This is a genomic window from Streptomyces sp. NA04227 (genome assembly GCF_013364195.1).
Lineage (GTDB): Bacteria > Actinomycetota > Actinomycetes > Streptomycetales > Streptomycetaceae > Streptomyces.
On the sequence record NZ_CP054918.1, the window covers coordinates 6,307,822 to 6,322,453 of the forward strand.

Below are 14,632 nucleotides of genomic sequence, written 5' to 3' on the forward strand. Positions count from 1 at the left end.
CCCGCGACTCACCGACCGGCAACCGCCCCCGCGCGCAGCGACAGGAGTGTGTCGAGCCGGTTCGTGGTGATCGAGTCGACGCCGAGGGCGAGCAGACGGCGCATCGTACGGCGCATGTCCGGGGTCCACACCGACAGCAGATGGCCGCCGTCGTGGACCCGCTTGGCGAGGTCCCGGTCGACAAGGCCGAAGCGGTAGTTGAGCCAGCGCGGGGCGATGGCGTCCAGCACGGCGGGGCGCGGCGGGGCCAGCGTCGTCCAGGTCAGCGCGATCTCGGCCTGAGGGTCGGCCGCGCGGACATGGAGCATCTGCTGCGCCGCCGCCGTGTAGTAGGAGCGCTCTGCCGCCCCGCACTCGTGCACCACGGACACGATGTGGCGTACGTCCACCGCCGTGGCGCCCGGCACGTCGAGCATCACCCGCGACCTCCCGGTCGCCTCCAGCGCCTCGGCGAGCGTCGGCACCCGGCCGCCGGTCAGTTCCGCGACCTCCTTGGCCGTCAGCGACCGCAGCGCACGCTTGTGCCCCCACAGCCGTTCCAGCGTCTCGTCGTGGAGCACCACCGGGAGCCGGTCGCGGGTCAGACGTACGTCGAACTCCACCGCGTCGGCACCCATGTCGAGCGCCAGACGCAGCGAGTCGAGGGTGTTCTCACGGGCAAGGTAGGGCACACCGCGGTGGGCCACGGCAGTCACGGTCGGCATGAGCGCATTGTGCCCGCCGCGCGGCTCAGGGCGTGAGCCAGCCCGCCGTGTAGGTGTCGATCTCGGTGACCAGGCGGTTCTTGCCCGCCGTGTCCAGGAAGGAGAACTCCACGGCGTTCTTGGCCAGTTCGGCGAGCCCGCGCTCGTCGAGGCCGAGCAGCCGGGCCGCCACCGCGTACTCGGTGTTCAGGTCGGTGCCGAACATCGGCGGATCGTCGGAGTTGATCGTCACCGGGACGCCCGCCTCCACCATCCGCGCCAGCGGGTGTTCCTCCAGGCTCGGCACCGCCCGCGTCGCCACGTTCGACGTCGGGCACACCTCCAGCGGGATGCGGTGCTCGGCGAGGTGGGCGAGCAGCTTCGGGTCCCGGACACTGCTGGTGCCGTGCCCGATCCGCTCGGCGCCGAGGTCGTTCAACGCGTCCCAGACCGTCTGCGGCCCGGTGGTCTCGCCGGCGTGCGGCACCGAGCGCAGGCCCGCCGCGATCGCCTGGTCGAAGTACGGCTTGAACTGCGGCCGGGGCACGCCCACTTCGGGCCCGCCGAGACCGAAGGAGACCAGACCCTCCGGGCGCAGACTCTCCGTCACCGCGAGCCGCACCGTCTCCCTGGCCGATTCCAGACCCGCCTCGCCCGGGATGTCGAAACACCAGCGCAGGACCACCCCGAGTTCCGACTCGGCCGCCTTGCGCGCGTCCTCGATGGCGTCCATGAAGGCGCGCTCGTCGATGCCGCGCCGCGTCGAGGACCAGGGCGTGATGGTCAGCTCCGCGTACCGGATGTTCTGACGTGCCATGTCCCGCGCGATCTCGAAGGTCAGCAGCCGCACGTCGTCGGGGGTGCGCACCAGGTCCACCACCGACAGGTACACCTCGATGAAGTGGCCGAAGTCGGTGAACGTGAAGTAGTCGACGAGCGCCTCGGGGTCCGTGGGCACCTTGGAGTCCGGGTGGCGGGCGGCGAGCGCGGAGACGATCCGCGGCGATGCCGAGCCCACGTGGTGCACGTGCAGTTCTGCCTTTGGCAGTCCGGCGATGAAGGCGTGCAGATCGGTCAAGGCAGGTCCTCCGCGATGCGGGCGCCCTCGGGGCGCGGGTGATCGGCTGATCGGTGGTACGGGCACCATCGTACGGCGGTGCGTGGGGCGGCAGAGGCGCCCCGTAACATGACGAACACGCACCGTTGAAGGGAGCGGCCGATGGCCGTGGATCCGCAGCAGCCGGGCATGCGCGGCTCCGCCGAGGGACCGGAATACCTCGACACCTCCGCACCCGCACCCGTACCTGCGGCCGAGCCACAGGACGCCCCGCCACCCGGCTACGGAGCCGGGTACACCGAGCCCGGCATTCCCACCGACGCGATACCCGGCGCCGGGGCCGTCGCGGAACCCGAGGACCCGGTCGGGGGCGGCCCGTTGACGGACTCCGTGGGCGGTGGCGACGATGCGCGGTCGGCGGACCCGCCGGACGACACGAGTGTGCACAGCCAGCCGACCTTGACCGCCCTGCCCATCGACGGTCAACTCCTTTCGGGCGGGGGACAGTTGCCCGGGCACTCGGGCAGCGGCTCGCCCGGCTCCACCGGACACACACCACCGCCGGGACAGCAGTCCGGGGCGCCCGCCTCCGGCACGCACGCCGTCCCGGCCGCGCACCTCGCGCACGGCACGCACACCGGTCCCGGCACCTCCGGCAACTCCGGCTGGGCGGCGCCCGCGTACCCGTCCACGGGCGGCTACGGCTCCGGACAGTTCGCCCCCGTGACCTCCGGGCACGCTGCTGCGCAGCCGCCGATCGCGCCGGGCGGCCCCGGTCCTGCGGCACCCCCGCTCGGTGGACCGTTCCCCGGGGCACCGGCGGGATACGGCTACCCCGCCGCCGGTCCGGGTCAGGTTCCGTACGGTCCCGGTCAGGTTCCCTACGGGGCCTACGCCACGCCCTACCCGCCGAGCCCGTACCACTGGCACGGACCGCTGCCCGCCCCGCCGAGCGACGGCATGGGCACCGCCTCCCTGGTCACCGGGCTGCTCTCGGTCCTCGGCTTCTGCCTGTGGCCGGTGTCGATCCTGCTCGGCATCTGTGCCGTCGTCTTCGGTGTCGTGCAGCGCGGCAAGGTACGCAGGGGAGAGGCCACCAACGGCGGTCACGCGCTCGCCGGAATCATCTGCGGAAGCGTCGGCGCCTCACTGGCGCTCATCTTCCTGATTCTGCTGATTTCGTCGGGGAGTCTGGTCTGAGCGACCAGATCCCCCTCAACTCCCTTTGTCGGACGCCTGCTTGTGCCCCCGGGCCACGGCTCCGATACTCCAGGTGACATCTCGGTCCGCCGCCGCGCTCGTAGGACGCGCACCCTCGCAGACCACGGCGCCGCAGCTCGTCCGGACACGCCTGGCTCACCTGTCCCGGATCACGGAGCACTTGGGCAACCCCCGCCCGTCGGTCCGGTGACGACCCACCGGGAGGCACTCATGCGACTCAGACCCACCCCTCTGCTCGCCGCGACCGCCGCCGCGTTGATGACAGCGACGCTCCTGCTCGTCCCCGGAGCGGCCGCCGCGCCCGGGCAGCCGCACCGGCAGCCCGGCGCCGCCGCGACCGGTGCGATCGCCGAACAAGCGGCGGACGCCGTACGGTCCGCCGACGTCCGCGGCACCGCCTGGGCCGTGGACCCCGCCACGCGACGGCTCCGGGTCACCGCCGACTCCACGGTGAGCCCCGCCGACCTGGACCGGCTCCGCCGTGCGACCGCCCCGTACACCGACTCGGTGCGGATCACGCGGATTCCCGGTCGGCTGCGGCCCCATGTATCCGGCGGCAGCAGTGTGTTCAGCACCGCCGGACGGTGCACCGCGGGGTTCAACGTCCACAGCGGGAGTACGTACTACTTCCTTACGGCGGGCCACTGCACCTCGGGTGCCCAGAACTGGTACGCCGACCCGGCACGCACCGTCCTCATCGGGCCCACCGCGGGATCGAGCTTCCCGGGCAACGACTACGGCCTGGTGCGCTACCAGAACCCGGCCGTGCCGCACCCCAGTGACGTCCGCAACGCCACCGGCGTGGTCACCCAGATCACCGGTGCCGGGCACGCCACCGTCGGCCAGCGGGTCTGCACCACCAACGACCAGATGACCGGCGTCCTCTGCGGGACCGTCACCGCGCTGAACGCGACCGTCAACTACGGCGACGGCACGGTCGTTTCGGGTCTCGCCCAGACCACCCTCTGCTCCCAGCCGGGCGCGAGCGGCAGCCCGGTGTTCTCCGGCACCACGGCGCTCGGCCTCATCTCCGGCGGCTCCGGCAACTGCACCAGCGGAGGCGTCACGTACTACCAACCGGTCACGGAGGCGTTGAACGCGTACGGGCTCACCATCTGACCGTCCCCGCGCCGACCGTCCGTACGCGTACCCGGGTTCGGTGCAAGGCGCTGTAATACCCGCCCGGCCCGGAGCGTGAAGTGCCCCGGGCGGGTGGGGTGTTCGGACCCGCCCGGCGACCGTACCCCCGTACCGGTCGCCGAGCGGGCCTGTTTCATGGGCCCCGTCAGGGGCCGGGTATCTCCTCCGGGCGCGGGGCGCCGGAGAGATCGGGTGCGCGCAGCCGGTCGCGCGCGACCATCAGGGCGAAGCCGAGGAGGTTGGTGCCGGGCCAGCGCCCGGGATCCGCGGCGGCTTCGTCGTCCGCGGCGAGACCGATGCCCCAGATCCGGTCCGTCGGGCTGGCCTCGACCAGGACCTTGTCGCCGGTGGCGAGCAGGAAGTCGCGCAGCTCCGGATGGGCGGCGAACTTGTGGAAGCTGCCCTCCACGACCAGCCCGAAGCGGTGCCGGGACCATGCCGTTTCATCGAAGTCCCGCACCAGTCGGCCCACATGCTTCGCGGCGCCGGGGCTCGACGCCCGCAACACCTCGCGCTCTGCCTCGGCGTCGCCGAAGAGCCGGGCCTTGCCCGCCATCATCCAGTGCTCGGCCGTCGCGTACTCCACGCCGTCGACCGTGAACGGCGCGGGCCACCACTGACTGAGGCAGCCTGCCCCGATCCGTCCGTCCGGCCGCGGCCGGTGGCCCCAGAAGTGCAGATACCGCACGTCGGCGCCCGCCCGGACCGACCCGGCCAGCCGCTCGCGCAGCCCCAGTCCGTCCTCGATGGTCACCATGCCCGCGAGTCTGCCAGCCGCCACTGACAACGCCCCGGGAATTTTCGCTGAGCAGACGGCCGGAGGGGATTTTCCGAACTCGCGTAATGCCCCGCCCCCTTGGCGCTCTCTACTCAGTGACCGCACACGAAGGCGCAGGTCGGCACGGACCGGGCGGCGCCCAACGGAAGGGATGGTGGCTGAAGATGACCGGCTCGGGGGCGGGTTCCGCGGTGGACTGGCTGGTGTCCGCGGCGCCGGATCCGCAGCGCTGCAAGCGACTGTGGGAACGCGACCCGCTCGGGGTCGTCCTGCTGCCCGCCGGACGCCTGTGGGACGTACTTCTGCTGCCGGGCGAACTGGGCCGCCCCACCCTCGACGTACTGCTGCGCTGCACCGACCGGCCCGGGCCCGTCCTCGCGGGGACACGCGACGCGCGCACCTGCTTCTTCGTCCCGCCGGGCACCGCCGACCGCTGGCTCGGCAAGGGAGTCCGCAGCGCGGGGGAGGGCACCTGGATCGCGGTGCCGCACCCCGAACGCCTGGCCACCGCCGTGCGCTGGCTGGTCCTGCCGGACGGCGACGGCAGCCTCAACGACCCGGCACTCCTCGAACTGGCCATGCACGAGGCGGCCGCGTCGGGGGCGCTGCGCCGGGGCCGGTGACCGGTCGGCCCGTACTCCCGACCGCGATCGACAGTCGCCGGGGTCGGCAGCGTGGAGGATGCGCCGCCCGGGTCAGGGCCGTGTGAACCGGGCGCACGCCCCGGCGAACGCGGCCAGGATCAGCGGGCAGAGCAGCCAGCTGCCGACCACGTCGAGCGGCCAGTGGTAGCCGCGCAGCACAAGACCGCAGCCGACCGCCAGATTGAGCAGGACACCTGCCGCCAGGAGCAGGCGCCGCCACAGGGCGCGCAGCAGCGGGAGGGCGAGGAGTACGGCGATCCCGTAGGCGACCATCGCCGTCGCGGTGTGGCCGGAGGGGTAGTAGCCGCCGGAAGGGTCCGTGCCCGTGCCGGTGCCCGGCGGGCCCGGCCGGTCGATGAGCGCCTTGAGCGGCGCGACAAGCAGCGGCACCGCCGCCATGGCCAGGGCCCCGGCCGCCGCGGGCAGCCACCAGCGGCGGGCGCCCCGCGCGCGGGCGTGCAGGGCCGACGCGAGCAGGACGAGCAGCAGGAAGGGGCCCGCGACCAGGACGCCCCCGAGGTCCGCGAAGAACTCCGCGAGGCCGCCGGGGCCCTCACCGGACAGCGCACGGCCCAGCTTCTCGTCGGCCGTGATCAGCGGGCCGCCGACCGCGACCGCCACGCTGAGCAGGACGAACAGCAGGCCGGAGGCGGCGAGGAGTCCATAGACGTAGTACGGCCGCCCTGGAACGGGGGGGAAGGTTCCGGGGCGGCCGTCCTGACCGGTCAGCCGCGCGCCCCGGGGGGTCTGGGGCGGGCGGCGGTCCGATCGGTGAGGAAATCCGGAGCCGGATGCCCCGGTTGCGTGCGCGAAGGCACGGCCGGTTCGTGACTGGGGAGGCCACGCGCCGGAGTCGCCCGCAGAGCCCCGCGGGCGGGGTGATTCACTCATCTGAGCCAAAGCTACTTCAGGGTCAGGACGGACGACAGGGGCAGCGGAAAGCCGCCATGTTGCTCCCACACCTTCTTCACACCGTCTGCGACGGGGCGGAGACTGTGAAGCGGACGAGCCGCCCCGCCGAGCCCGGCCCCGGCGCGGTTCGCGCTGGTCCAGGGCGTGCGGGGCGGCCGCGCCTCACAGCTCTGTGAACGCGCCCTCGAGGATGTCGAGGCCTTCCTTGAGCAGGTCCTCACCGATCACAAGCGGCGGCAGGAAACGCAGCACATTGCCGTACGTGCCACAGGTCAGCACGAGCAGTCCGGCCGTGTGACAGGCCTTGGCCAGAGCCGCCGTCGCCTCCGGGTTCGGCTCCTTGCCCGCCCGGTCCCGTACGAGTTCGATCGCAAGCATCGCGCCGCGGCCGCGGATGTCGCCGATGATCTCGAACTTCTCCTGCATGGCGGCCAGGCGGCCTTTCATGACCTCCTCGATGCGCTGGGCGCGGGCGTTGAGGTCGAGCTCCTTCATCGTCTCGATCGCCCCGAGCGCGCCGGCGCAGGCCACCGGGTTTCCGCCGTACGTACCGCCGAGCCCGCCGGCGTGCGCGGCGTCCATGATCTCGGCGCGGCCGGTCACCGCGGCGAGCGGCAGGCCGCCCGCGATGCCCTTGGCGGTGGTGATGAGGTCCGGCACGACGCCCTCGTCCTCACAGGCGAACCACTGGCCGGTACGGCAGAAGCCGGACTGGATCTCGTCCGCCACGAAGACGATGCCGTTCTCCGAGGCGAACCGGCTCAGCGCCGGCAGGAAGCCCTTCGCGGGCTCGATGAAGCCGCCCTCGCCGAGCAACGGCTCGATGACGATCGCGGCCACGTTGTCCGCGCCGACCTGCTTGACGATCTGGTCGATGGCCTGCTTGGCCGCCTCGGGGCCGCAGTTCTCGGGGCCGGTCGGCCAGCGGTAGCCGTAGGCGACCGGAACCCGGTACACCTCGGGCGCGAACGGCCCGAAGCCGTGCTTGTACGGCATGTTCTTCGAGGTCAGCGCCATGGTCAGGTTCGTACGGCCGTGGTAGCCGTGGTCAAAGACCACCACGGCCTGCCGCTTGGTGTACGCACGGGCGATCTTGACGGCGTTCTCGACGGCCTCGGCGCCGGAGTTGAACAGCGCGGACTTCTTCGCGTGGTCACCGGGCGTCAGCTCCGCGAGCGCCTCGGCGACGGCCACGTAGCCCTCGTAGGGCGTCACCATGAAACAGGTGTGGGTGAAGTCGGCGAGCTGCGCGCTCGCCCGGCGCACCACGGCTTCGGCGCTCGAGCCCACCGAGGTGACGGCGATGCCGGAGCCGAAGTCGATGAGCCGGTTGCCGTCGACGTCCTCGATGATGCCGCCGCCGGCCCGCGCGGCGAACACGGGCAGCACCGAGCCCACGCCCGCGGCGACGGCGGCACTGCGCCGGGCCTGGAGTTCCTGGGACTTGGGGCCGGGGATGGCGGTGACGACGCGGCGCTCCTGCGGGACTGCGGTCATGAGGGGCTCCCGGGGGTGTGGGCCAGTGGCCGAGGCGTGGCGGGCTCCGAGCCCGCTCGCTGTCTGTGTCTGTCTGCTGTCTGGTGCGTGTCTGCTGACGTGTTGTCTGCTTTGTGGGCAGGCTAGGGCCGCGCCCGCACCCCGGGCATGCTCCAGTGGGGCGTTTTTCCCCGGTGTCGTTGTCCGCCGTGGACATGGCTCGAACCCGGCGCCCGGCCCCGTATGCGGTGAACTCCCCACCCGCTGGCACTAGATTGACCTGCGAACTCAACAGACCGGCTGGTCAGGGGGCAGGCCATGCACACCGACGGCACCGACGGCACGCAGGACGCACGGGGTACGCATGAGCGCGCGGTGCCGCGGCCTGCGGGCGAGCCCCGGCCGCCCGCCGCCCGACCGCCTTCCGCCCGAGTCCCCGAAGAGCCGCCCCCGCCGCCCGCGCTGCCCCCACGGCCCGCCGCGGCGCCCGGCCACATGGGCGAGCCGGAGTCCTCTTTTGTCGACTGGCTGCGCACGCCGCGCCCCGCCGCCGCCCCCGGCGTGTGGCGGCTCGGCTACGAGCCCAGGCCCGAGGTGGAGCCCGAGGTCACCCCGGCCCGGCAGCTGGTGAGCGGCGCGCTGATCGCCTTCCTGGTGGGCTGGCTGATCTGGTCGCTGCTGTGGAACGGATACCTGGGGAGCTGGTGGCTGCTGCCGCTGTTCGCGATGATCCCGGACTCCTGGGCAGAGCCGCACTCCTTCGCCTCCGTCGTGGTGGTCTACGCGTACTACGCGGCGGTCGGCCTCGGCATCGTCATCGGCGTCGGCCGCCTTGGCCGGTGGGGCGAGCTGTGGCGGCGCTTCGGCTACCCGGCGTGGACCAGTGCCGCCCGCCCTGCCGCTCCCGTCGCCCCCAGCCCCGAGGAAGACCCCGCCGCCTGGCCGCGACTGCGCTCCGCCGGCGCACAGGAGGCCGCCGACCGGCTCGCCGCCGACGCACGCGCCGGTCGGATGAGGGACGTGGACGTGGCCCGTATCGCCCGGGCCTGGCAGGGCGTACGCAGCGGCAGGCACAGCATGGCGACGTTCACCTCGGCCGTGCTGCGCGAGGGTGCCGCCGCCTGCCCGCATCCGTCGGGCGCCCGCGACCTCTCCGGTCGCTTCGCCACGCACGACATGGTCACCGCGCAGGTGCGGATCGGCAGGTCCGCGGACGACGCGCGCAATCCGTACCAGTACCGCGGCGTCGCGCTCGCGCTCGGCCCCGACCTGCTCGCCACCTCGCTGCTCGCGGTCGGACCCTCCGGCTCGGGCAAGACCGGCAGCCTGATGTGGCCGCTCGCCGAGTCGCTGTGCCTGGGCGCGCTCGCCGGGCGTGCGGCAGTCGTCGTGGTCGGCGCGGCCGGTTCCGGCCTCGGCCCGGAGGACGCCTACGACGTGGTGATCCGCATCGGCCACCCCGACTCGGTGCACGACCTCGACCTGTACGGCGGCGCCTCGGATCCCGACGAGGCCGCCGCCGTCCTCGCCGAGGCACTGGTCGGCGACCTGACCGACCCGCACCCCGGCAGCGACAGCCGCCGCTCCACCACCGTGCTCGCCCAACTGCTCGGCCCCTACCGGGCGGTCCACGGCCGCTTCCCGTCCGTGCCCCAGCTGCGGCGCCTCCTCGACGGCGCGCCCGACGAGATCGCCGCGCTGCGCAAGGCGCTCACCGACTCCGGGCAGGGCGCGATGGTGCGTGAACTCGACGCACGGGAGCGGCAGTCGGCGCACCCGGGCGATGTGGCGGCGGTGCTCGCGGACCGGGTGGCGCTGCTCGACCGCCCGGCCTTCGAGGGCTTCTTCGACACCTCGGATCGCAGCAGGCCGTTCTCGCTGCAGGCACTCGACCACCCGGTACGGGTACGGATCGACCTGCCGCGGCGTGGCCACGCCGACGCCTCGCGGATCCTCACCCGGCTGGTGCTCGCCCAGTTCACCGCCGGCGTCACGGGCCGTGAGGACCGTTCGCTGTTCGCCTGTCTGCTGCTCGACGACGCCTCGGGTGTGATCACACCGGAGGCCGTACGCGGTGTGCAACGGCTGAGGTCCGCCAACGCCGGTGCGGCGCTGGCCCTGCGCACCCTCGACGACGTACCGCGTCCGCTGCGTGGGCCGCTGCTCGGCGCGGTCGGCTGCCGGGTGGCGCTGTCCGGCCTCACCCCCTGGGACGGGCAGGACTTCGCGGAGGTCTGGGGCAAGGAGTGGACGGAGGCCCGCGACGTGACCGACCGACAGATCATCGCCGAGACCCCGCTCGGCAAGACCGTGCACGCACTGCGTCGCGCCATCACCGGCCGCGCGCCGACAGCACGCGCGGTCACCGTCCGGCAGGTCGAGCGCGAGCGCTGGTCCGCCTCCGAACTCGCGCACGCGGTGCCACCGGGGCACGCGGTCATGTCCCTGATGAACGCCCGTGGCGAGCACGCACCCCCGCTCCTGGTAGACCTCCACACCTGACCCACCCCGCGACGCCCGCCCCCCTCCCCCGAAGTGGGACACCCCCGCCCCCCCAGCGCCGCTCACCGATCGGTGTTCCCGCCGGTGCTCTGCCGACCCCGCGAGGCTGCGTCGCTGGTGAGGGGCATGTGAAGGCTGTGGTTCCGGTGCGAAGGGCGGGCGCTCGGTGCCAAACCGTCGCGAGGCGTGCACCAATGCTCATACAGTGAGGCAGAATCGGTAGCAGCCGTTCATACGTGGCGGCGAAATGATCCGGCTTCGTCCTGCCTGCCCGGACACCGACAGCAGTGCGACAGCATCGACGGCGCTCCATGACATCGATGACGCCGACGGTGCACAGGCGTCGAGGTGGTACAGCGCCGACCGCCGCCGAGCTCAGCAACCTCCGTAGTCCCGAAATCCCGCAGTCTTCGTAGTCCCCCCAATCCCGCAGCCATGGCAGTTCCAGCATTCTCCGCAGTCTCAGAAGGGCCCATGCCTCCGACGCTCGCCTCGCTCGTCCAGCACACCGCCCTCAAGCTCACCGTGCGCGCGGGCGAGGACCGGCTGGAGACACCGGTCCGCTGGGCGCATGCCAGTGAACTCGCCGACCCCGTCCCGTACATGGAGGGCGGCGAGCTGCTGCTGATCACCGCGCTCAACCTGGACGCGGAGGACCCGGCGGCCATGCGGCGCTACGTGAAGCGGCTCGGCGCCGCGGGGGTGGCCGGACTCGGCTTCGCCGTCGGGGTGCACTACGCCGACATCCCCGCCGCCCTCGTCGAGGCGGCCACCGAGGAGGGGCTGCCGCTGCTCGCGGTGCCGCGCCGCACGCCGTTCCTGGCCATCAGCAAGGCCGTGTTGGCGGCCATCGCGGCCGACCAGTACCGGGCGGTGACAGCCGGATTCGCCGCCCAGCGCGAACTGACCAAGCAGACCCTGCAACGCGGTCCCGAGGGCCTGCTCACCGCGCTCTCCGGTCAGGTCGACGGCTGGGCCGCGCTGTACGACGCCGCCGGGACCGTCGTCGCCGTGGCCCCGGACTGGGCCCAGCGCCGCGCCGCCCGGCTGACCCCGGACGTGGAACGGCTGCGCGAGCGGCCCGCCCCGGCCAGCGCGGTCGTCGGGGGCGCCGAGGACCGGATCGAGGTGCACACCCTGGGCACCGGACGACTGCCGCGCGCCGCACTCGCGGTGGGCACGGCCGGGGCGCTCGGGACCGCGGAACGGTACGCCGTGCACGCCGCCATCGCCCTGCTCACGCTCACCACCGAACGCTCCCGCTCGCTGCACCGGGCCGAACAGCGCATCGGCGCCGCCGTCCTGCGCATGCTCCTCGCGGGCGAGCCGGACCACGCCCGCGCGGTCGCGGGCGACCTCTACGGCTCGCTGCTCGACGCCCCGTTCCGGATCATCATCGCCGAGCCGGTGACGGCCGCCCGCAAGGAACCGGAGATCCCCCACGCCGCCGCCCGCCGCCCCCAGAGCGACTCCTCGGGCGGACCGCTCGCGGAGCTGTCGGATGTCGTGGAGTCGGCCGCGGCACGCGCGGGCGAGGCGTTGCTCGTGGTGCCCGAGGGCGAGCGTCTCGTGCTGCTCGCCGTGGACGGGGGAGCGGCGGTGGCCGCCTGCGGCACGTACGCGGCGAGCCTGGACGGGGACGGCGAGGACGCCACCGACCCCGGGCAGCAGGACGAGGGCCTGGTGGCCGGACTCTCCGCGCCCACCGGACCGATTGCCGCCCGGTCCGCGTACAAGCAGGCCGACCAGGCACTCTCGGTCGCCCGCCGCCGGGGCCGCAGCCTGGTCGAGCACGAGGAGGTCGCCGCGGGCTCGGTGCTGCCGCTGCTCGCGGACGACGCGGTACGCGCCTTCGCCGACGGGCTGCTGCGCGCCCTGCACGAGCACGACGCCACGGGGCGCGGCGACCTGGTGGCCTCGCTGCGCGCCTGGCTCTCGCGGCACGGCCAGTGGGACGCGGCGGCAGCCGACCTCGGCGTGCACCGGCACACCCTGCGCTACCGCATGCGCCGGGTCGAGGAGATCCTCGGCCGCTCCCTCGACGACCCGGACGTCCGTATGGAGCTGTGGCTCGCCCTGAAGACGACGGCGCCGGACTGAACGGCGCGACGGGGTGCGCGCCCGGCGCGTCCGCTCGCGTGGTGCGCTCCCGCCGGAACACGCCCGCCCGCACCACCCCCGCGCCTCTCCCACCCGCGCCGTGCACGCCCCGGCGCCCACCGCCCGGCTGAGGCCGCGCAAGCCTTCCCCCACACCGCCCGGCCCAGACCCCGCATGCCCCTCACCTCCACCCCCCTGCCAAAGCGTCGAAGACCCCCGCGCCACTCCTCCGTACCGGACAAACTCACAAGCGGACCCGCAGCCCTACGGTGGAGGCACGGGCTCCGCACCCGAGAGCCGCACCACCCGCACCACAAGCACCACGCACATCACCCGCACCACACATCACCCGCACCACCCACCACTGACGACTTCGCACACCACGACCGCGGAAGGGCCGGGATCCGAGATGGAGAATCAGGCAGCCACGCACGCCTTCTGGCTGGCCGGACGCCGGACGGCCGGGGAGGAACTCCTCGATGTGACCTCTCCGTGGGACGGGCGGCTCGTGGGCCGTGCCGCGGTGCCCACCGAGGCCGAGGTCGAAGAGGCCGTCGCCGCGGCGTACGCGGTGCGCGAGGAGTTCGCCGCGACGCCCGCGCACGTACGCGCCGCCGCCCTGGACCACGTCTCGCGCCGGCTCGCCGAGCGCACCGAGGAGATCGCCGCGCTGATCTCCGCCGAGAACGGCAAGCCGATGAAGTGGGCGCGCGGCGAGGTCGGCCGCGCGGTGTCCGTCTTCCGGTTCGCCGCCGAGGAGGCCCGCCGCTTCAACGGAGGTGAGGCCCAGCGTCTGGACACCGACCCGGGCGGCGCGGGGCGGCTTGCCTTCACCCGCCGCTTCCCGAAGGGCGTCGTCCTCGGTATCGCGCCGTTCAACTTCCCGCTGAACCTCTGCGCGCACAAGATCGCCCCGGCCCTCGCGGTCGGCACCCCGATCATCCTCAAGCCCGCGCCCGCCACCCCGCTGTCCGGACTCCTGCTCGGCGAACTGCTCGCCGAGACCGAACTCCCGGCCGGTTCCTGGTCGGTGCTGCCGGTGCCCAACGACCGGATGCCCGCGCTCGTCCAGGACGAGCGGCTGCCGGTGATCTCCTTCACCGGCTCCGACAAGGTCGGCTTCGCGATCATGGACTCGGTGCCGCGCAAGCACTGCACCCTGGAGCTCGGCGGCAACGGCGCGGCCGTCGTCCTCGGTGACTGGTCCAGCGACGGGGACCTGGACTGGGCCGCCACCCGGATCGCGGCCTTCGCCAACTACCAGGGCGGCCAGTCCTGTATCTCCGTCCAGCGGGTCGTCGCCGACGCCGCGCTGTACGACCGGCTGGTGCCCCGCATCGTCGAGGCGGTGGCCGCCCAGGTCACCGGCGACCCCTCCGACGACGCCACCGATGTCGGCCCGCTGGTCAACGAGGACGCCGCCCGCCGGGTGGAGTCCTGGGTCGAGGAGGCGGTCGCCGCGGGCGCCAAGCTGCTCACCGGCGGCAAGCGGGACGGTGCCGCGTACGCGCCCACCGTGCTCGTGGACGTCCCCGGCGATGTCACGCTCTCCTGCGAGGAGGTCTTCGGACCGGTCCTGACGGTGCAGCGCGCGGACACCGAGGCCGCCGCCTTCGCCGCCGTCAACGACTCCAAGTACGGCCTACAGGCAGGGGTGTTCACGCACGACGTGCAGACTGCCTTCCGTGCGCACCGCGCCCTGGAGGTCGGCGGCGTGATCGTCGGCGACGTGCCCTCCTACCGCGCGGACCAGATGCCCTACGGCGGCGTCAAGCAGTCCGGTGTGGGCCGTGAGGGCGTGCGCTTCGCCATGGACGACTACACCTACGAGCGCGTGATGGTCCTGACGGGCCTGGACCTGTAGGACCGGACCTCCAGGACCGGACCCGTAGGACAACGGGCCGCGCGGGCCGGCGCGGACCGACCGAGGGCAAGGGGCCGGAACTCCCGTACGGGGGTTCCGGCCCTTGTCGTACGGCCGGACCCGCCGTATGCCGAGGGCCCGCGAAACGGAGTGCGGCCGCTCGGCCGAACGGCCGCGCGAAATCTGGTGGGGCGCGGCGGAATCGGGTACATACGACCGGGTAGCACCCTGTAAGCGGAACACCGGACGGTATCC

General features: G+C 73.3%; 11 protein-coding genes. 6 read left to right on the forward strand and 5 right to left on the reverse strand.

Annotated elements, in window-relative coordinates:
* Nucleotides 1-8: 8 nt before the first annotated feature.
* Nucleotides 9-704 (reverse strand): glycerophosphodiester phosphodiesterase, encoded by a 696-nt coding sequence (locus HUT18_RS26895; protein WP_176103113.1) that lies wholly within the window; start codon nt 702-704, stop codon nt 9-11.
* Nucleotides 705-729: 25 nt separating this feature from the next.
* The gene (locus HUT18_RS26900; protein WP_254878827.1) at nt 730-1,761 is read right to left on the reverse strand and encodes an adenosine deaminase; all 1,032 of its coding nucleotides are present in this window, start codon (nt 1,759-1,761) and stop codon (nt 730-732) included.
* Between the two features lie 141 nt (nt 1,762-1,902).
* Between HUT18_RS26900 and HUT18_RS26905 the strand changes: the two genes are divergently transcribed.
* Together HUT18_RS26905 and HUT18_RS26910 are read left to right on the forward strand one after the other, a co-directional pair.
* Nucleotides 1,903-2,940 (forward strand): DUF4190 domain-containing protein, encoded by a 1,038-nt coding sequence (locus tag HUT18_RS26905; protein ID WP_176103115.1) that lies wholly within the window; start codon nt 1,903-1,905, stop codon nt 2,938-2,940.
* Between the two features lie 231 nt (nt 2,941-3,171).
* Nucleotides 3,172-4,080 (forward strand): S1 family peptidase, encoded by a 909-nt coding sequence (locus tag HUT18_RS26910; RefSeq protein WP_176103116.1) that lies wholly within the window; start codon nt 3,172-3,174, stop codon nt 4,078-4,080.
* Between the two features lie 166 nt (nt 4,081-4,246).
* On the opposite strand, the gene HUT18_RS26915 is transcribed toward HUT18_RS26910, so the two are convergent.
* Nucleotides 4,247-4,858: an NADAR family protein gene (locus HUT18_RS26915; RefSeq protein WP_176103117.1), complete on the reverse strand. Its 612-nt coding sequence runs from the start codon at nt 4,856-4,858 to the stop codon at nt 4,247-4,249.
* A gap of 185 nt (nt 4,859-5,043) precedes the next feature.
* On the opposite strand from HUT18_RS26915, the gene HUT18_RS26920 reads away from it, so the two are divergent.
* Nucleotides 5,044-5,502: a bifunctional DNA primase/polymerase gene (locus HUT18_RS26920; protein ID WP_176103118.1), complete on the forward strand. Its 459-nt coding sequence runs from the start codon at nt 5,044-5,046 to the stop codon at nt 5,500-5,502.
* 72 nt (nt 5,503-5,574) lie between these two features.
* Here HUT18_RS26920 and HUT18_RS26925 read toward each other — a convergent pair whose 3' ends face one another.
* Together HUT18_RS26925 and gabT are read right to left on the reverse strand one after the other, a co-directional pair.
* Nucleotides 5,575-6,144 (reverse strand): phosphatase PAP2 family protein, encoded by a 570-nt coding sequence (locus HUT18_RS26925; RefSeq protein ID WP_254878828.1) that lies wholly within the window; start codon nt 6,142-6,144, stop codon nt 5,575-5,577.
* Nucleotides 6,145-6,597: 453 nt separating this feature from the next.
* Nucleotides 6,598-7,932 (reverse strand): 4-aminobutyrate--2-oxoglutarate transaminase, encoded by a 1,335-nt coding sequence (gabT, locus tag HUT18_RS26930; protein ID WP_176103120.1) that lies wholly within the window; start codon nt 7,930-7,932, stop codon nt 6,598-6,600.
* A gap of 297 nt (nt 7,933-8,229) precedes the next feature.
* Between gabT and HUT18_RS26935 the strand changes: the two genes are divergently transcribed.
* From HUT18_RS26935 to HUT18_RS26945, 3 genes are all read left to right on the forward strand, one after another.
* The gene (locus HUT18_RS26935) at nt 8,230-10,413 is read left to right on the forward strand and encodes an ATP-binding protein (RefSeq protein WP_176103121.1); all 2,184 of its coding nucleotides are present in this window, start codon (nt 8,230-8,232) and stop codon (nt 10,411-10,413) included.
* 474 nt (nt 10,414-10,887) lie between these two features.
* On the forward strand, nt 10,888-12,513 hold the full coding sequence (locus tag HUT18_RS26940; RefSeq protein WP_176103122.1) for a PucR family transcriptional regulator: 1,626 nt from the start codon (nt 10,888-10,890) through the stop codon (nt 12,511-12,513).
* A 409-nt stretch (nt 12,514-12,922) separates the two neighbouring features.
* Nucleotides 12,923-14,377 (forward strand): aldehyde dehydrogenase family protein, encoded by a 1,455-nt coding sequence (locus tag HUT18_RS26945; protein ID WP_176103123.1) that lies wholly within the window; start codon nt 12,923-12,925, stop codon nt 14,375-14,377.
* The last annotated feature ends 255 nt before the right edge of the window (nt 14,378-14,632 follow it).

Excerpts from the sequence above, each read along its gene's own strand:
- HUT18_RS26895 (WP_176103113.1), bottom strand. The coding sequence starts at position 704 with ATGCCGACCGTGACTGCCGTGGCCCACCGCGGTGTGCCCTACCTTGCC.
- HUT18_RS26905 (WP_176103115.1), top strand. The coding sequence starts at position 1,903 with ATGGCCGTGGATCCGCAGCAGCCGGGCATGCGCGGCTCCGCCGAGGGA.
- HUT18_RS26910 (WP_176103116.1), top strand. The coding sequence starts at position 3,172 with ATGCGACTCAGACCCACCCCTCTGCTCGCCGCGACCGCCGCCGCGTTG.
- gabT (WP_176103120.1), bottom strand. The coding sequence starts at position 7,932 with ATGACCGCAGTCCCGCAGGAGCGCCGCGTCGTCACCGCCATCCCCGGC.
- HUT18_RS26935 (WP_176103121.1), top strand. The coding sequence starts at position 8,230 with ATGCACACCGACGGCACCGACGGCACGCAGGACGCACGGGGTACGCAT.
- HUT18_RS26940 (WP_176103122.1), top strand. The coding sequence starts at position 10,888 with ATGCCTCCGACGCTCGCCTCGCTCGTCCAGCACACCGCCCTCAAGCTC.
- HUT18_RS26945 (WP_176103123.1), top strand. The coding sequence starts at position 12,923 with ATGGAGAATCAGGCAGCCACGCACGCCTTCTGGCTGGCCGGACGCCGG.
- HUT18_RS26920 (WP_176103118.1), top strand. The coding sequence starts at position 5,044 with ATGACCGGCTCGGGGGCGGGTTCCGCGGTGGACTGGCTGGTGTCCGCG.
- HUT18_RS26915 (WP_176103117.1), bottom strand. The coding sequence starts at position 4,858 with ATGGTGACCATCGAGGACGGACTGGGGCTGCGCGAGCGGCTGGCCGGG.